Genomic DNA, 14,401 nt, shown 5'->3' with positions numbered 1-14,401 from the left:
CGTGCTCTCCGCCTGCGGCCCCTCTGAGGCACCACCAACAATCGTGGTGACATCAACTGAGTTCGTCGCGCCCCAGCCTGAGTCAGCCCCGTCGCGTACCGGGGCGCCGGAAGTACCTGCCGCCACAGATGCACAGGCGCTTGCCGACGCCGCGGTGCAGGCCGCATCTGTCTGGGGTACAGCCGGCATCGCCGTCGGTGGAGGTGACGGTATCGTCGCCGCTGGTTTCCAAGATGCGAGCCCTGCGTGGTCAACAATCAAGGTGCCAATCGCTATCGCGGCGCTTCGGGTCGATCACACGGTTGCTGCCGATGCGGTAGCGGCGATCACCTTCTCCGACAACGAGGCTGCGCAGCGACTGTACAGCGTGGCAGGTTCGCAGGGGACGAACAGCGTCATGGCGGAAGCAGGCCTTTCCACCCAGGTCAATACCGCTCCCGTCCGCCCCGAGTTCTCCACGTTTGGGCAAACGGCGCTGAGTGTCCGCGACGAGGCGCTCATGGCCAACGTACTCGCCTGCGTCTCAGGAGCGGGGCAAGTGCTCCAACTCATGGGCCAGGTCGATCCCGCACAGTCCTACGGCTTGGGGACGGTAGGCGGCATGTTTAAAGGCGGCTGGGGTCCGGATACTGCAGGGATGTATCAAGTGCGACAATTCGGTTTCATCCCGCGTACCGACGGCACGTACGCGCCCGTGGCCCTCACAGCGCTGCCGGCAGATGGCAGCTATGAGTCCGGCCAGCGCATGCTTACTGCGATGGCGCAGACACTGGGGGAGCAGCTCGATGTGCTGACGCCGGCAGGTTGCCAACCGTAGCTGTTAACGCTTCGTCTGACTCGTCTCGCCGCTGACCCTCGCAACCAACTCGAGGGTGCGCTCGCCGCGGCAGGAGGGGAGCTCGGCGTGCAACACGTCGAGGACGGCATCGGCGATCATGACGGAGGGGGCCGGCAGCGCATCGTCGACAAGCGGGTAGGGCGCAATGCCAGTGTTATCGCGCATCTCGATTGCCGCGAGCGTCATGTGGAAGGGCAAGTCAATGCGCGGGTCGTCATCGCCGACGATCTGCGCCGCCAAGTCGCGGTAAATACCCTCCAGCTTCGCACGCGCCTCGTGGTACTCCTGGAACTCTTCCGATTCCAGCGTCGGCAGCTGGTAGAGGCGGCCGATATTCCAATTGGAGGACAAAAGGATGCGCGTCTCCGCAGCGCACAGCGCCCAGAGCTTCAGCGCGGGTGAGGCGTCCGACTCCGCGAGATCTGAAGCCAGATCCAGCGCCGGCTGGATTGTGCCCTTGAGCAGCGTGAGGAAGATGTCGTTCTTGGAGGGGAAGTGGTAATAGAGCGAGGCTTGGCGGATGCCGACGGCCTCCGCGATCTGGTGTGTGGAGGTGGTGGAAAAGCCGCGGCGCGTAAACAACTCCGAAGAAGCGTCGAGGATCTCCTCGCGGGCCGTCTTCCCCCGGCGGCGTGGTCGGTTCTTGCGGGGGCGCCCAACGGTACGCGTCATGCGCTGTTCCTTTTCCATCCAGTCTTCCCTTCAGGTGCCGTATGTGCGTGCCTAGTTTACTGCATGCACACCTTTCATTCGGTTGAAAGGTAGTTTTGCGAGTAAAAGGGCGAGGGCGTGAAAAACGTCCGCCCCGTACGAAAATGTGTACGGGGCGGACGTGTAAGTCGAAAAACTCTACGCTGCTGTCAACCGCTGTTTAGCGAGTGGTGAACGGCAGGAGAGCCATCTCGCGCGCGTTCTTGACTGCGGTAGCAACCTGACGCTGCTGCTGCGGGGTCAAGCCGGTGACGCGGCGGGAACGGATCTTGTGACGATCCGAGATGAACAGACGCAGGGTCTCTACGTCCTTGTAATCGACCTTCTCAATGCCCTTGGCCTTGAGCGGGTTCTTCTTCGGGCGGCGGGACTGCTCCATGCGCGCCTTGCGGTGATTATTGCGCTTCATTGGTCAAATCCTCCTTACCACGAAGACTTACGAACGCCAGGCAGCTCACCACGGTGAGCCATCTCGCGCATACGGACACGGGACAGACCGAACTTGCGGAGGTAACCGCGCGGACGGCCGTCGTGGGAATCGCGGTTGCGCACGCGCGCGGGGGAAGCGTCACGGGGCTGACGGTTCAGCTCGAACTGTGCTTCCAGGCGATCCTCGTCCGAGGTCTCGGGGTTGCGGATGATTGCCTTGAGCTCGTTGCGGCGCTCTGCGTAGCGAGCAACGATTTCCTTGCGCTTCTCGTTCTTAGCGATCTTGGACTTCTTCGCCATGACTTATCGCTCCTCGCGGAATTCGACGTGCTTGCGCACAACCGGGTCGTACTTCTTCAGCGTGATGCGATCCGGGTTGTTGCGCTTGTTCTTGCGGGTGACGTAGGTGAAACCGGTGCCCGCAGTGCTCTTCAGCTTGATGATCGGGCGAATATCGTTACGTGCCATTAGATCTTCTCACCTCGTGCGCGGATCTTTGCCACGACGGACTCGATGCCGTCACGGTCGATGATCTTCAGACCCTTGGTAGAAACGTTCAGAGTAATGGTACGGCCCTCGGAGGGCAGGTAGAACCGGCGCTTCTGCACGTTGGGGTTCCAACGGCGCGAGTGGCGGCGGTGCGAGTGCGAGACGGTCTTGCCGAACTGCGGCTTCCGTCCCGTGACCTGGCAATGTGCCGACATGGGTTGACTTCTTTCTCTTCTGCCGCCCACGCACTGATCACTTGTGAGGATGACGCCACTGACAAAGCGGTGTGAGGGTCCGCGAGAGCGTCGAGTGCAATCGGTTGACGTAGGCGTAAACGTGTACTTCGACAACAGCGAGAGTCAACAATACATGTTTAGTGCCAAATCTCCTAATCTCAGGCGACCGCGCTACCCAGCCACACAGCGAGTGGGGCGAGCACCCACCCGAAGGCGATATACACGCGCCACGGGATGTGTACCCCAGCGCGTGTGAGCTGGCTGTGCCACAGCAGTGTAGCCAGCGAGGCCCAGGGGGTGACCAGCGGGCCGAAGTTCACGCCGACGAGCAGCTGCATCGGTGCATCGGCTTCGAGGAGAAGGTACGCCGGCAGGTTGTTGACCAGGTTCGCAGCAACCGCGCCCGAAAGTGCAGCGGGAGCGTTGGGGTGCAGCGGCGGCAGCAGGGCTACGGCAGATGAGATGGCGACCACGAGCGCCAGCGACTGCCAAGGCACAAGCTCGCTGCGCTTCTCGACGCCTACCGTCAACGCCATCGCCACAGCCCCGACCAGGCTGGTCGCCCAAAAGGGGATTGGAGTGAGTAGTGCGATAATGGTTAGCCCGAGAATCCACATTGCAGCTCCGGGGTTGGGCGGAATACTCGGGGAGTGCTGCTGCTTTTCCGCGGCAAAGATGAAGCGCGCCACGTAGGAAGCGGCGACTGCCACCGCGATGCCGACGAGGGCTGGCCTCCAGGATGCAGCGACAAAGTCGTATGTGCCCGAGTAGTGCTTCAGCGCCAAAAGATTGGTCAGGTTGGAGACGGGGAGCAGCATTGAGCCGAGGTTCGCGATCCACACCACTGAAAGTGATAAGGCCGCAACGCTCAGTCCGTTGCGCCGCGCCACTGCCACCGCGAGCGGCGTGAGCATGATCGCCGTGGTGTCCAGGGAGAGGAAAATGGTGACCAGGACGCACAGGAGGAGAAACGCTGGCCACACGAAGTGGGTGCGCTCGATCCACGCGGCGAGTGCCTCGAACACCCCTGCTTGTGCCGCGAGGTTAACCATCGCGGACATCGCACCGGCAAAAACGAGGACGGGCAGCAGGCGCGCCGTCTCTGTCATTGCGGCAGAGGTGTCCGTCAGTGCCAGGGCGGCGAACAGTACGGCGGCGGCTGCGGGCCAGAATATAGAGGTAAGGCGCACGGTGAAAGAGCTTAGATCCCCAACGCCTTGGCTAGCCTCAAGGCGAGCACCGTACGGTCTCGTGCTTCGAGCTTCCGGAGCAAGGCAGATACGTGGTTTTTCACTGTGCCCTCAGCCAGGAAGAGTGCCCCGGCAATCTCTTGGTTGCTCATTCCTTGTGCGACCATTTCTGCGACGGAGCGCTCAGTCGGGGTAAGGATCGCCAACTGCGGATTCCCCGCAGCGTAGCGGGCGATGCGTGGGTCGAGGACGAGGCCACCTTGGGCGGTAGCGACGATGGCGTTTGCCAATTCTTCCGGGGACACATCTTTCAAGATGTAGCCGGAGGCACCAGCGTCGAGCAGGCTCGCGACCAAGTTCGCGTCGTCAAAGGTGGTGAGTACGAGGACGGGAACGTGAGGGCTGCAGGCGCGCACGACTTCGAGCCCGTCAGTTTTTGGCATGGCGGCGTCGGTGACAACCACATCGACGTCGTAGCGGCTGGCGAGGCTGAGCGCTTCCGCTCCGTCGGTAGTTGTGGCGGCAACTTCAACACGGTCGTCGGTGTCCAAGATGAGCCTGAGGCCGCGCAGGAGCATCTCGTGGTCGTCGATAAGTAGCGCGCGTGTGGTCATGATTTCTCCTTGAGGTGCAATTCGATGCGGAAACCTCCGTCAATGCCGCCGTGGGCGAGCGTATTGATTTCACCACCGAGGCCTGCAGCGCGTTCGCGAAGCGACGTGATACCGAAAGCTTCCGGCCCGGTCATGCCTACTCCGTTGTCGGTCACGGCCAGGGTCCGGCGGTCAAGCACGATCTGTGCCTTCGTTGCGTGCGAATGGCGCAGCACATTGGTCAGTGCCTCTTGGCAAAAGTGCAGCATGAGCATTCGTTCTTCGGTGGAGTACTTCGCCTGTGGTGTGTGAACAGCGTGAGAAAACTCAACGTCCAAAGAAGTGGTGGCGAAAGACTCCGCCAGATGGGACAGTGCGGACTCGATGTCCTCATCGGGATGCGCGGCAGGTTTCATCGCGCGGACCGTCGCGCGCATCTCTTGTAGAGCCTCCGAGACGCTTGCGCGTGCATGCGCGATCTCACTATCACGCTTTTCCGCGTCGGGGATCCGGAGCGCGTAGTCGAGGCTCAGCCCGATGGTGGTGAGGCGGTGCCCGAGGGCGTCGTGAAGCGTGGCCGCGATCCTTTCACGCTCCTTCGCCACCGCCATGTCCTGCTGGTGCGCCTCGTACCAGCGCTGGCGGGAGACCGTGGAGGCAAGATTCAGGGCTGCCGCAGCTGCGGCAGCGCCGGCGAGCGTTTCAAGCGCGATCTTGCTTACCGGAGCTTGGACCTTGAGCTGCGCGAGAAAAGCAGCCGCGACGATCGCACCTGCGTAGACATACGCCGCCCGCTTGCCCAGACTCATGTGCACTGCCACGACTGCGCACCACAGCACAAGGATGCTGATCGGGTTATTCGCCGTGGCGAAGACGGCGAACGCGCATAGGGAGAAGCACACCGCGGCAACCCTGTGTTCTGTCCTGCGCCACGCCACCCACGCCGCGACGGTGAGTAAGGCGACCGCCAGGAGAATTCCCTTACGCGCGAGCGCCGCTGACGTGAAGTTGATATACAGCAAGATGGCGAACACCAAGATGCTGTCCAAAAGGTAGAGGTGGACGCGGTTCATGGGGCCTAACCTACCGGCTGACACCCGTGACTCGGGTCATGGTTTTTGGTGACCGCATCCACTATTCACGTTCGCGTGCACTCCATAAAGTCGTGCACCATGAATCCAAGAATTCCTGTTAACGCATTCGGTCTCTTGCTTCGTGCTCTCATCGCTGCGGGCGTGCTCATGGGCGCAAACTTCGCCAGGGTTCCGCTCGCCTCATACGTGGACGAGACCCTCTTGTTCTGCCTCACACCCGTCCTGGTGGTCGCGTTCGTCGTCGTGTGGGTGCGCTATGTTGAGCGCTCCAGTATCAATTGGAAAGGGGCCTGGGGGCTTGTCGGCGGCACGCTCGTGGTCGCCGTGCCGATGCTCATGGGCTGGGCGGTGCTCGCAGCTCTTCTTGGTCGCGGTCCGGCGGTGCCTGAAGCGGCTGACGCCGGCGGCTACCCGCTGGCCGCAGTCCTGGCGTGGATCCTCGTGCGCGCCTACTTGCTGCAAGGCATCCCCGAAGAGTTGCTCTACCGCGGCTGGCTGTTCGATCTCACGCGGCACCGAGAAACTCTCACCATTGTCTGGACGACTGCCGCCTTCACGTTGATCCACCTGACTTCTTCCGGCGGGCAACAAAGCGCGCTGGACCACCTCGTCTACCTGGCGATGCCCTTCGGGATGTCCATCCTGGGCGCGGCGCTGGTCTACCGCTTTGGCAGCTTCTGGTGGGCTGCAGGCTCGCACGGCGGGATGCACCTCATGCTTGCGGTACTGAGCTTGGCCTATCCGATTGAGCTGGGCAACGTTGCGTGGGTCGTGCTCGGCCTGGCGCAGGCGTTGACTGGGGCGGTGGTGCTGTGGCGTCGAAAAGCGAACATGCGCGATTAGGAAAAAGAGCCTCGGGGAAGTATAATTCTGCAGGTTGTTCAGCAATCGCTGTGCACTTGACCATTTTCGCACCCAACTCAGGCACGATCCCTTATGAAGTAGGGAACCGACCTGAAGTTCAATCCTGAGGGAGACGAAGTAGATGAAGAAGGACATTCACCCGGATTACCACCCGGTGATTTTCCAGGACGCGAACACGGGCCACAAGTTCCTGACGCGCTCCACCAAGACCTCCGACCGCACCGATACCTGGGAAGACGGCAATGAGTACCCGCTCATCGTCGTTGACGTGACCGCTGAGTCGCACCCGTTCTGGACCGGCGCACAGCGTCTCATGGACACCGCTGGCCGCGTTGAGAAGTTCAACCAGCGCTTCGGTGGCATGGCTCGCCGCAAGAAGAAGACCAGCAAGTAAGGCGTAGAAGGAGGATTTGAGAAATGGCTACACCGAAGTTTAAGAAGTCTCGCGCAAACACCCGCATGCGCCGTTCGCAGTGGAAGGCTGACAACGCGCAGCTGCAGGTTGTCAAGATCGACGGCAAGGAAGTTCGCATTCCGCGCCGCCTGGTCAAGGCTGCTCAGGCTGGCCTGATCGACGTCGAGCAGTTCTAGTTAGCGATATACAGCTTTGCAAACGGCCGGATTCCTAGAAAGGGACCCGGCCTTTTGTGATCTTGTGTACGAAAAGATGATTGATAGGCCATAATAGATTCATGAAAATTTTAGTGGCTGACGACGAGCAGGCCGTCCGCGATTCGCTCAAGCGCTCCCTCCGCTTCAACGGGTACGAGGTATGCCTGGCCCAGGATGGGGAAGAGGCGTTGGACATGATCCGTACCGAGGAGCCGGATCTGACCATCCTCGACGTGATGATGCCCAAACTTGACGGCCTCGGTGTGTGCCGTACCCTGCGTTCTTCCGGGTACGACCGGCCGGTGCTCATGCTGACTGCGCGCGACGGAGTTTCCGACAGGGTCGCAGGTCTTGATGCTGGTGCTGACGATTACTTGCCGAAGCCCTTCGCGCTCGAGGAGCTCCTTGCGCGTGTCCGTTCGCTGCTGCGCCGCGCCCGAGCGGACTCGATCGAAGATAACTCGCACGAGTCTTCGTCGCTCAAGTTCGAGGACCTCTCTTTGAACCCGGAGACGCGCGATGTGACCCGCGGGGCCCGCACCATTTCGCTGACGCGTACGGAGTTTGCGCTGCTGCACCTGTTGATGCAGAACCCCCGCCGGGTGCTGTCGCGCCAGACCATCCTGGAGGAAGTGTGGGGCTACGATTTCCCCACCTCGGGCAACGCGCTTGAGGTCTACATTGGCTACCTACGTCGCAAAACCGAGGCGGCGGGCGAGTCTCGTCTGATTCACACGGTGCGCGGCGTCGGTTACGTGCTGCGGGAGACTGCTCCGTGATCTTGCGGCAATCCGCCGAAACCTACAAGCGTGACCAGGACGCTTGGCAGCTTTCCGACGAGGAGATGCAGCCAGCGCAGTTCCGCAACTCGCGCTTCCTCGGCCTCGGCCTTTCCCTGCGCCAGCAGCTGGTGGTACTCACCGGTGTGATGGTGGCGTTTGCCATCTTGGTCACCGCCGTGGTCAGTTACTGGGCCGCGACGACAGCGATCACCAACTCCATGGACAACGAGCTGGGCATGAAAGCTTACGCCATGGCGCGAGATGCGGAGACGAGTACCGAAGCCGAACTCGAGGCGGAGATTGCGGAATTTAAAAAGTACAACCCGGGTATGAAGGCTGCCGCCTCGCCGGCTGGTTCCAATAAATACTTCGGCGACGCCGTGCCGGTCGGCGGTGACTTCCATTCGGGGAAGGAGGGCGAGCAGCTTTCCACCCGCACCGCTGGTGGGGAGCGTATCTTAGTCCTGCGCCTGGAAAGCGGCGCCGCCGTTGCGCTCGCCGAGCAGATCGATCCCTCGCGGCGACTGCAGGGAAGCTCCGGTGCCGCGCTGCTGGTCATTTTGGGCCTGGGCATCATGATGGCGTGGGCGGTGGCCACGATCGTCGCCGCGGCCGCGCTCTATCCGCTGCGACGGTTGCACCGCGCGGTGGACGAGGTCACCCGGACCGGGGAGCTGAAACCGCTGCCCGTGGAAGGTGACGATGAGCTGGCGAAGATCAGCGCCTCGTTCAACGAGATGATGCGTACGCTCCAGGATTCTCGCACGCGCCAAACGCAGCTCGTCGCCGACGCGGGCCACGAGTTGAAGACGCCGCTGACCTCTATGCGGACGAACATTGAGTTGTTCATGATGATGTATAAGTCCGGGCATCAGGACATGATCTCGCAAGAGGAGCGCGACAACCTCGAGCGCGATGTGCTCGCGCAGATGGAGGAGATGTCGACGCTTATCGGCGACCTGGTTGACTTGGCTCGCGAGGACTCTCCGAACACTGAGTTTGTCGACCTGCGCTTGGACGGCATTTTGGAAGAAGCGCTGGACCGCGTTCGTCGCCGTCGCCCCGATGTGACGTTCCAATTCAGTGCGGACCCGTGGATCATGCAAGGCGATCACTTCGCCATGGGGCGCGCGCCGATCAACCTCATCGACAACGCCGCGAAATGGTCGCCGCCGGGCGGCACCGTGCGGATTTCGTTGAAGGCGGCCACGACCAAGGCCGTGCTGATTGTCGACGACTCCGGCCCGGGCATCGCCCCGCGGGAGCGCGAGCGCGTGTTCGAGCGCTTCTACCGCGCCCCTGAGTCGCGTGCGATGCCGGGATCCGGGCTGGGGTTGGCGATTGTCAAGCAGGTGCTCGATCGTCACGGCGCGGAGATTTTTGTGGAGGAATCCGACGACGGCGGCACACGTATGCGCGTCGTCTTCCCCGGACGGCTCCCCGCCGAAGACGAGTAACTTGCCCCAGCGCAGCGTACACAGTAAGTGTTCAGGAAGTGTTACGTTGTGTAGGGTCGAGCCTCAAGTCGGCCTGCAGCGCTAGCACGCATAATGGGGCACATGACTTTTCCGGATCAATCGCGCAACCGTCCCGAGTACGAGGGCAACGCAGAAGGCGCGAATCACACCCAGCAGACTGTCTACCACGTTGCGAACCCGCCGCAGCAGGTCTCGTCCGGGAATCGTTTCGGCGCGGGTGCGCTGATTGCAACGGCCCTGGTCGCCTCGCTTGTAGCGGGCGGCGGGGCCGGCTACATCGCCGGTAGCCGTGGCGCGGAGCAATCGGGTGAGTCCTACAATGCGCTCGAGGCGCAGCCTGAATCGGCACGTGACTCCGGTAGCGACGCACCGAAGGCTCCGAAAGGTTCCGTGGAAGACGTGGCGGCCCAGGTGCTTCCCGCGGTCGTCTCCATCATGGTGCAGACACCACGCGGAGGCGCTGAGGGTTCGGGCTCGATCATTTCCTCCGACGGCTACGTGCTGACAAACCACCACGTGGTCGGCGATGCCCAGAGCCCACAATCGCGCATTCAGGTCACGCTGAATGACGGATCGCGGCACGAGGCGACCTACGTGGCCAGCGACGTGAACACGGACGTGGGCGTGATCAAGATCGAAAATGTGAGCAACCTGCCGACGATGCAATTTGGCAACTCGGATCAGCTCAGCGTGGGGCAGGAGGTAGTCGCGGTTGGCTCGCCGCTCGGGCTCTCGGCAACGGTCACCAGCGGTATCGTCTCTGCGCTGAACCGGCCGGTGCGCGCGAACCAGGGCAGTGGCGAAAGCTCGCTCATGGACGGCATTCAGACCGACGCCGCGATCAATCCAGGCAACTCGGGCGGCCCGCTCGTGGATATGCACGGCAACCTCATCGGCATGAACTCCGTGATTGCCTCCCTGTCCGCAGGCTCGTACGGCGGGCAGCAAGGCGGTTCGATCGGCCTCGGCTTCGCAATTCCCTCGAACTTTGCCAAGCGGATCGCGCAGCAACTCATCGACCGCGGTGAGGCCACGCAACCCATGCTCGGTGTGCGGGTCAATGCGCTTGACGACGGCACCGAGGGCGCCCGGGTTGCCTCTGTGGAACCGGGCAGCCCCGCGGAGAAGGCCGGCCTGCACTCCGGTGATGTGATTGTGAAGCTCAACGACCGGCTCATTGACTCGGCGGACGCGCTGATCGCCGCGACGCGTTCACACGACTTCGGTGAGACCGTCACGCTGCAGGTGGAGCGCTCGGGGGAGGCGGAGCCTGTTTCCGTAGATGTGACGCTGAGTTCCGAGTAAGTTAAGGGCTAAGTTTTAGGGCAACGACTCCGGTGCCCGCCGGAGCGGCACGTCGAGGAAGAAGGCTATGGCGAAAACCACGAGTACGACGAAGACACTGGATGCTTTTGACGGCGCGGAGCCGGATGACTCGTTCCTGCGCGCCGTTGAGCTCGCAGAGTCTGCGCCGGTACAATCTCGCGCGATTGTGGTGCTCGTCGGCGATCACCGCTACGAGGCACCAGGAGACAACACCGACAAGATGATCGCCGAGCTGCTCGGCGAGTACGGCTACCACGTCGATGGGGTTGTGCGGACCAAGTCAAAGAAGTCGGAGATCCGCAAAGTGATCGAGACCGGCGTTGTCGGTGGCGTAGATCTTGTCCTCACGCTCGGCGGCACTGGTGTGGGCCCGCGGGATAAGACGCCGGAGGCCACCCGCACCGTGATCGACAAGATGGTGCCGGGTGTTGCGCAGGCGATTCGCTCCTCGGGGCAGTCCTGCGGCGCGGTGGACGCTGCCACCTCGCGCGGTATCTGCGGTGTGTCCGGATCGACGGTGGTAGTGAACCTCGCGCCGAGCCGCCAGGCCATCCGCGATGGCGTCGCCACGATTGCTCCGCTGGTGGAGCACCTCATCGGCGAGCTCAACAGCTACACGGTGCAATAAGCATGGCGCGGCAACGACGCAGAGCGCGGCGCATCGCGGACGTGGACTACGACCGGGCCGCGGACACTCCGGACGGACCGTTTCGGCGCGAGTCGCGCGGCGCGGATGGCCTGCGTGAGGTCGCGTTAGAAGACGGGGCCGAGCCGGAGCTGACCGGTCTTGCGTTTTACGAAAACGAACGCCCGCCGCACCACGGAGAGTAGGTGCGAGCGGGCGTGCTGCGAAGCGTATGAGCGCTACTTCGCGTCTGGGGTCCCGTCCGTTGCCGGCGGGGTGGAGCTGCCAGCCTGCTGCGGGGTCTGGCCAGCGAGCATGTCGCGGATCTCGGTGAGCAGCTCGGTCTCGGTCGGAGCCGGGGTGTCCTCGGAGATGCCGCGGTGACGCTTCTGCATCTCGTCGAGCTTGTTCATCGGAGCGACGATGAAGAAATAGACCACTGCAGCGATGAGCAGGAAGTTGATGATCGCGGAGACCAGCATACCCAGGTCGAGCGCGGTCTCGGGGCGGCCCGGGATGACCGGGATCTTCCAGCCTTCGCCGACCTCGGCGTCGCCGAAGATGTTCAGCAGCGGGGTGATGATTGCGTCAGAGAATGCGGTGACAACGGCGGTGAACGCAGCACCGATGACCACACCGACAGCCAGGTCGATGACGTTGCCGCGGAGAATAAAGTCGCGGAAGCCCTTGAGCATAGTAAACACTCCTTGTTTGTGTCATGGGGGGGAGAGACAACACCATGGAGGCTTGGTCGTACGATTATCCATGGCAAATGTCAAGACTACGGATTCTAGGCCGAAGTTTCATCCGGAGTCAAAACTACCGCCAAAGGCTCCGACAACGATGCGGCCGCGACGACCGCTGCCTGCGACTGCCTCAGCAAGATGAGCACCGTATCTTTGCCGTTGTTCGCGCCGCCTTCAGCCTCATTGACGGTGACGATGCGGCCGCCTGTTGCGACGGTGCGTGGGCCTTCCGTGACAATTTCCACCCTCGCCCCGTGGTGCAGCATGGGCAAGATGTCGGGCTCGGCGAGCGGGATCGGCACCATAGTGAACGGCTCACCCGCTGGTGCGTCAGCGACGAGGTCACTGACGAGGTCGGGGCCGACCAGGCGCGTGGTGGTGACGATCTCTCCGGCGGCGGCCGCGGCCGCAAGGATATGCGCGTGGGCAAGGGAAGTGTCCGTTAACGCGTTGGCGGGCAGTACCTCTTTGGGGACTCGGACGATCTTGACATCCTCGGCAGCCAAGCGGGTGCCTGCGGGGACATCGCGCGCAAACACGACGGCAACCGGGTCGGTGTGCGAGGCGCGTATGAACGTGCTGCACAGGGCTGCGATGATGAGCAGGGCGGCAAGCACCCGCCGCAGCAGTACCGTGCGGCGATAGCCTGGGGTGCGCAGGCGAGTAGCAATATCCATGCATATTAGACGCGCCCGGTGCCCCCGCGGTTCCCTGAGAAAGGCTAGCGCTTTGCTGCCCACCACCACCCGGAGGGAGTAATGACGGCTTGCACGGGCGTATCGTGCGCGTCGTGGGGTACGCGTTCGACGACGTTATCGTCGTAGACCACTGCCGCAGCCGGGACCTTCGTGTGCGCCAGCGCCCTGTCGTAATACCCGGCACCTTTGCCGATCCGCATGCCGCGCGTGTCTACGCCAAGGGCGGGCACGAGCAACGCGCCGCAGGAGTCGAGCACACGCGAGGTAAAACGCGGGCCCGAAGGCTCGGTAATACCAAGCGCGCCGCGTTGCGCTCGGGCGGGGTCGCACTCTGCCCATCCAAGCACGCCATTGGGCAGGGACAACGGTACAAACACTCGGCGGGCATGGGCTCGTAGCTGCTCAGCAAAGTCCACCGCTCCCGGCTCCGAGGGAAGTGGATTGTACGCCGCGATGTTCGTGCTTTGCGCGCCCACGGCGTGCAGAAACGCTACGGCGTGTGACAGCAGGGAAGCATCGAGCGCGGCCTTTTCCTGGGGACGATCACGCAACGCGCGGCGGGTGTGGGTCAGCCGCGCGCGCAGTGTTTGCTTTGCAGATTGCGTGGACTGCGAGGGCATTGCGGGCGGTCCTTTCCAACTGGAGTGTAGAGGGCGGAAGCGCGAAGTTTCGCGTTGACGGGAGTCGCAACAAAATAGCAGTTACGTGCGATGTAGGCTAGGTATTTATGCGGAATTCTAGCGAAACGACCGCCGCGCCGTCTTTTGGCGCGGTGAAGACAGTTGTTGTGCCGGCGGCAGGTATGGGGACCCGCTTTTTGCCTGCGACGAAGACTGTGCCGAAAGAGCTTTTGCCGGTGGTGGACACCCCGGGCATTGAGCTGATCGCAGAAGAAGCGGCCCAGCTGGGGGCGCAGCGGTTGGCGATTGTGGTCGCGCCTCAAAAAGAGGAGATCATGGCGCACTTCGGCGAGTTTTCCACCCTGCGTGAAACGCTTGCAGCGCGCGGCAAAGACGAGCAGGTGGAAAAGGTTGCGCGCGCGGCTGATTTGATCGACGCGATTTCGGTAACCCAGGACAAGCCGCTTGGTTTGGGTCATGCGGTCGGGTGTGCAGAGGTGGCCTTGGACGATGACGAGGACGTTGTGGCCGTCATGTTGCCGGATGATTTGGTGTTGCCGGCTGGTGTGATGGAAAAGATGGTCAAGGTGCGCCAGCAGTTGGGTGGTTCGGTGCTGTGTGCCTTTAACGTCACGCCTGAAGAGGTGTTTAACTACGGCGTCTTCGATGTGGCTGATGCGGACGCTGAGGTTGAGGGCATTGAGGTCAAGCGGGTGCTTGGCATGGTGGAAAAGCCTGCGGTGGAGGATGCGCCGTCGACGCTGGTTGCCACGGGCCGCTACCTACTTGATCGGGCAGTGTTTGACGCGTTGCGCCGGATTGAGCCGGGTAAGGGCGGCGAGCTGCAGCTGACTGATGCGATCGAGCTGATGATTACGGAGGGCCACCCGGTGCACGTGGTGGTACATGACGGGAAGCGCCACGATCTGGGTAACCCGGGTGGTTATATTCCGGCGAATGTGGACTTTGGTCTGCGTAGCGAGAAGTACGGCCCGGCGCTCTACACTGCGCTGAAGCAGATTATCAGCGACTTCGAAGCAGAGAACCCCGACGTTGTCCGCTAAGTATTA

At 62.4% G+C, this 14,401-nt stretch carries 21 protein-coding genes; 10 read left to right on the top strand and 11 right to left on the bottom strand.

Annotation, left to right across the window (positions count from 1 at the left end):
• Positions 1 to 46 precede the first annotated feature (46 nt).
• Positions 47 to 817: a hypothetical protein gene (locus M3G14_RS07270; protein ID WP_259925842.1), complete on the top strand. Its 771-nt coding sequence runs from the start codon at positions 47 to 49 to the stop codon at positions 815 to 817.
• Positions 818 to 820: 3 nt separating this feature from the next.
• Here M3G14_RS07270 and M3G14_RS07265 read toward each other — a convergent pair whose 3' ends face one another.
• The 8 genes from M3G14_RS07265 to M3G14_RS07230 all read right to left on the bottom strand — a co-directional run bounded on the left by M3G14_RS07265 (position 821) and on the right by M3G14_RS07230 (position 5,559).
• Positions 821 to 1,510 (bottom strand): TetR/AcrR family transcriptional regulator, encoded by a 690-nt coding sequence (locus M3G14_RS07265; RefSeq protein ID WP_259925841.1) that lies wholly within the window; start codon positions 1,508 to 1,510, stop codon positions 821 to 823.
• Positions 1,511 to 1,709: 199 nt separating this feature from the next.
• Positions 1,710 to 1,958, bottom strand: coding sequence for a 30S ribosomal protein S18 (rpsR, locus tag M3G14_RS07260; protein ID WP_259925840.1), 249 nt, complete (start codon positions 1,956 to 1,958; stop codon positions 1,710 to 1,712).
• A gap of 14 nt (positions 1,959 to 1,972) precedes the next feature.
• Positions 1,973 to 2,278: a 30S ribosomal protein S14 gene (rpsN, locus tag M3G14_RS07255; RefSeq protein ID WP_038589196.1), complete on the bottom strand. Its 306-nt coding sequence runs from the start codon at positions 2,276 to 2,278 to the stop codon at positions 1,973 to 1,975.
• 3 nt (positions 2,279 to 2,281) lie between these two features.
• Entirely contained in the window at positions 2,282 to 2,446 is a 165-nt protein-coding gene (gene rpmG, locus M3G14_RS07250) for a 50S ribosomal protein L33 (protein ID WP_006841072.1), read from the bottom strand.
• Positions 2,446 to 2,682, bottom strand: coding sequence for a 50S ribosomal protein L28 (gene rpmB, locus M3G14_RS07245; RefSeq protein WP_259925839.1), 237 nt, complete (start codon positions 2,680 to 2,682; stop codon positions 2,446 to 2,448). Before rpmB ends, rpmG begins: the two co-directional genes overlap by 1 nt.
• Positions 2,683 to 2,861: 179 nt before the next feature.
• On the bottom strand, positions 2,862 to 3,893 hold the full coding sequence (locus M3G14_RS07240) for an SLC13 family permease (protein WP_259925838.1): 1,032 nt from the start codon (positions 3,891 to 3,893) through the stop codon (positions 2,862 to 2,864).
• Positions 3,894 to 3,904: 11 nt separating this feature from the next.
• A complete protein-coding gene (locus tag M3G14_RS07235; RefSeq protein WP_259925837.1) occupies positions 3,905 to 4,507 on the bottom strand; it encodes a response regulator transcription factor in 603 nt (200 codons plus the stop codon).
• Entirely contained in the window at positions 4,504 to 5,559 is a 1,056-nt protein-coding gene (locus tag M3G14_RS07230) for a sensor histidine kinase (protein ID WP_259925836.1), read from the bottom strand. Before M3G14_RS07230 ends, M3G14_RS07235 begins: the two co-directional genes overlap by 4 nt.
• Positions 5,560 to 5,694: 135 nt before the next feature.
• On the opposite strand from M3G14_RS07230, the gene M3G14_RS07225 reads away from it, so the two are divergent.
• The 8 genes from M3G14_RS07225 to M3G14_RS07190 all read left to right on the top strand — a co-directional run bounded on the left by M3G14_RS07225 (position 5,695) and on the right by M3G14_RS07190 (position 11,473).
• Positions 5,695 to 6,423, top strand: a complete 729-nt coding sequence (locus M3G14_RS07225; RefSeq protein ID WP_259925835.1) for a CPBP family intramembrane glutamic endopeptidase — start codon at positions 5,695 to 5,697, stop codon at positions 6,421 to 6,423.
• 142 nt (positions 6,424 to 6,565) lie between these two features.
• Complete coding sequence (locus M3G14_RS07220) at positions 6,566 to 6,838, top strand: type B 50S ribosomal protein L31 (RefSeq protein WP_259925834.1); 273 nt, start codon at positions 6,566 to 6,568, stop codon at positions 6,836 to 6,838.
• A gap of 23 nt (positions 6,839 to 6,861) precedes the next feature.
• Entirely contained in the window at positions 6,862 to 7,035 is a 174-nt protein-coding gene (gene rpmF, locus M3G14_RS07215; RefSeq protein ID WP_239246867.1) for a 50S ribosomal protein L32, read from the top strand.
• 101 nt (positions 7,036 to 7,136) lie between these two features.
• Complete coding sequence (locus M3G14_RS07210) at positions 7,137 to 7,835, top strand: response regulator transcription factor (protein WP_259925833.1); 699 nt, start codon at positions 7,137 to 7,139, stop codon at positions 7,833 to 7,835.
• The gene (locus M3G14_RS07205; protein WP_259925832.1) at positions 7,832 to 9,295 is read left to right on the top strand and encodes a HAMP domain-containing sensor histidine kinase; all 1,464 of its coding nucleotides are present in this window, start codon (positions 7,832 to 7,834) and stop codon (positions 9,293 to 9,295) included. The genes M3G14_RS07210 and M3G14_RS07205 overlap by 4 nt, the downstream gene beginning before the upstream one ends.
• Positions 9,296 to 9,397: 102 nt before the next feature.
• On the top strand, positions 9,398 to 10,621 hold the full coding sequence (locus tag M3G14_RS07200; RefSeq protein ID WP_259925831.1) for a S1C family serine protease: 1,224 nt from the start codon (positions 9,398 to 9,400) through the stop codon (positions 10,619 to 10,621).
• A 67-nt stretch (positions 10,622 to 10,688) separates the two neighbouring features.
• Entirely contained in the window at positions 10,689 to 11,270 is a 582-nt protein-coding gene (locus M3G14_RS07195; protein WP_259925830.1) for a molybdenum cofactor biosynthesis protein B, read from the top strand.
• A gap of 2 nt (positions 11,271 to 11,272) precedes the next feature.
• Complete coding sequence (locus M3G14_RS07190; RefSeq protein ID WP_259925829.1) at positions 11,273 to 11,473, top strand: hypothetical protein; 201 nt, start codon at positions 11,273 to 11,275, stop codon at positions 11,471 to 11,473.
• Positions 11,474 to 11,506: 33 nt separating this feature from the next.
• On the opposite strand, the gene mscL is transcribed toward M3G14_RS07190, so the two are convergent.
• From mscL to M3G14_RS07175, 3 genes are all read right to left on the bottom strand, one after another.
• The gene (gene mscL / locus M3G14_RS07185) at positions 11,507 to 11,962 is read right to left on the bottom strand and encodes a large conductance mechanosensitive channel protein MscL (protein ID WP_259925828.1); all 456 of its coding nucleotides are present in this window, start codon (positions 11,960 to 11,962) and stop codon (positions 11,507 to 11,509) included.
• 95 nt (positions 11,963 to 12,057) lie between these two features.
• Positions 12,058 to 12,690, bottom strand: coding sequence for an SAF domain-containing protein (locus M3G14_RS07180; RefSeq protein WP_259925827.1), 633 nt, complete (start codon positions 12,688 to 12,690; stop codon positions 12,058 to 12,060).
• A 44-nt stretch (positions 12,691 to 12,734) separates the two neighbouring features.
• On the bottom strand, positions 12,735 to 13,331 hold the full coding sequence (locus M3G14_RS07175; protein WP_259925826.1) for a 5-formyltetrahydrofolate cyclo-ligase: 597 nt from the start codon (positions 13,329 to 13,331) through the stop codon (positions 12,735 to 12,737).
• A 107-nt stretch (positions 13,332 to 13,438) separates the two neighbouring features.
• Between M3G14_RS07175 and M3G14_RS07170 the strand changes: the two genes are divergently transcribed.
• On the top strand, positions 13,439 to 14,395 hold the full coding sequence (locus M3G14_RS07170) for a UTP--glucose-1-phosphate uridylyltransferase (protein ID WP_259925825.1): 957 nt from the start codon (positions 13,439 to 13,441) through the stop codon (positions 14,393 to 14,395).
• Positions 14,396 to 14,401: the final 6 nt, after the last annotated feature.

The sequence above is a fragment of the Corynebacterium sp. p3-SID1056 genome (genome assembly GCF_025152525.1).
Taxonomy (GTDB): domain Bacteria; phylum Actinomycetota; class Actinomycetes; order Mycobacteriales; family Mycobacteriaceae; genus Corynebacterium.
Note: the sequence above shows the minus strand (reverse complement) of the source record. Positions and strands in the feature narration are given on the sequence as shown.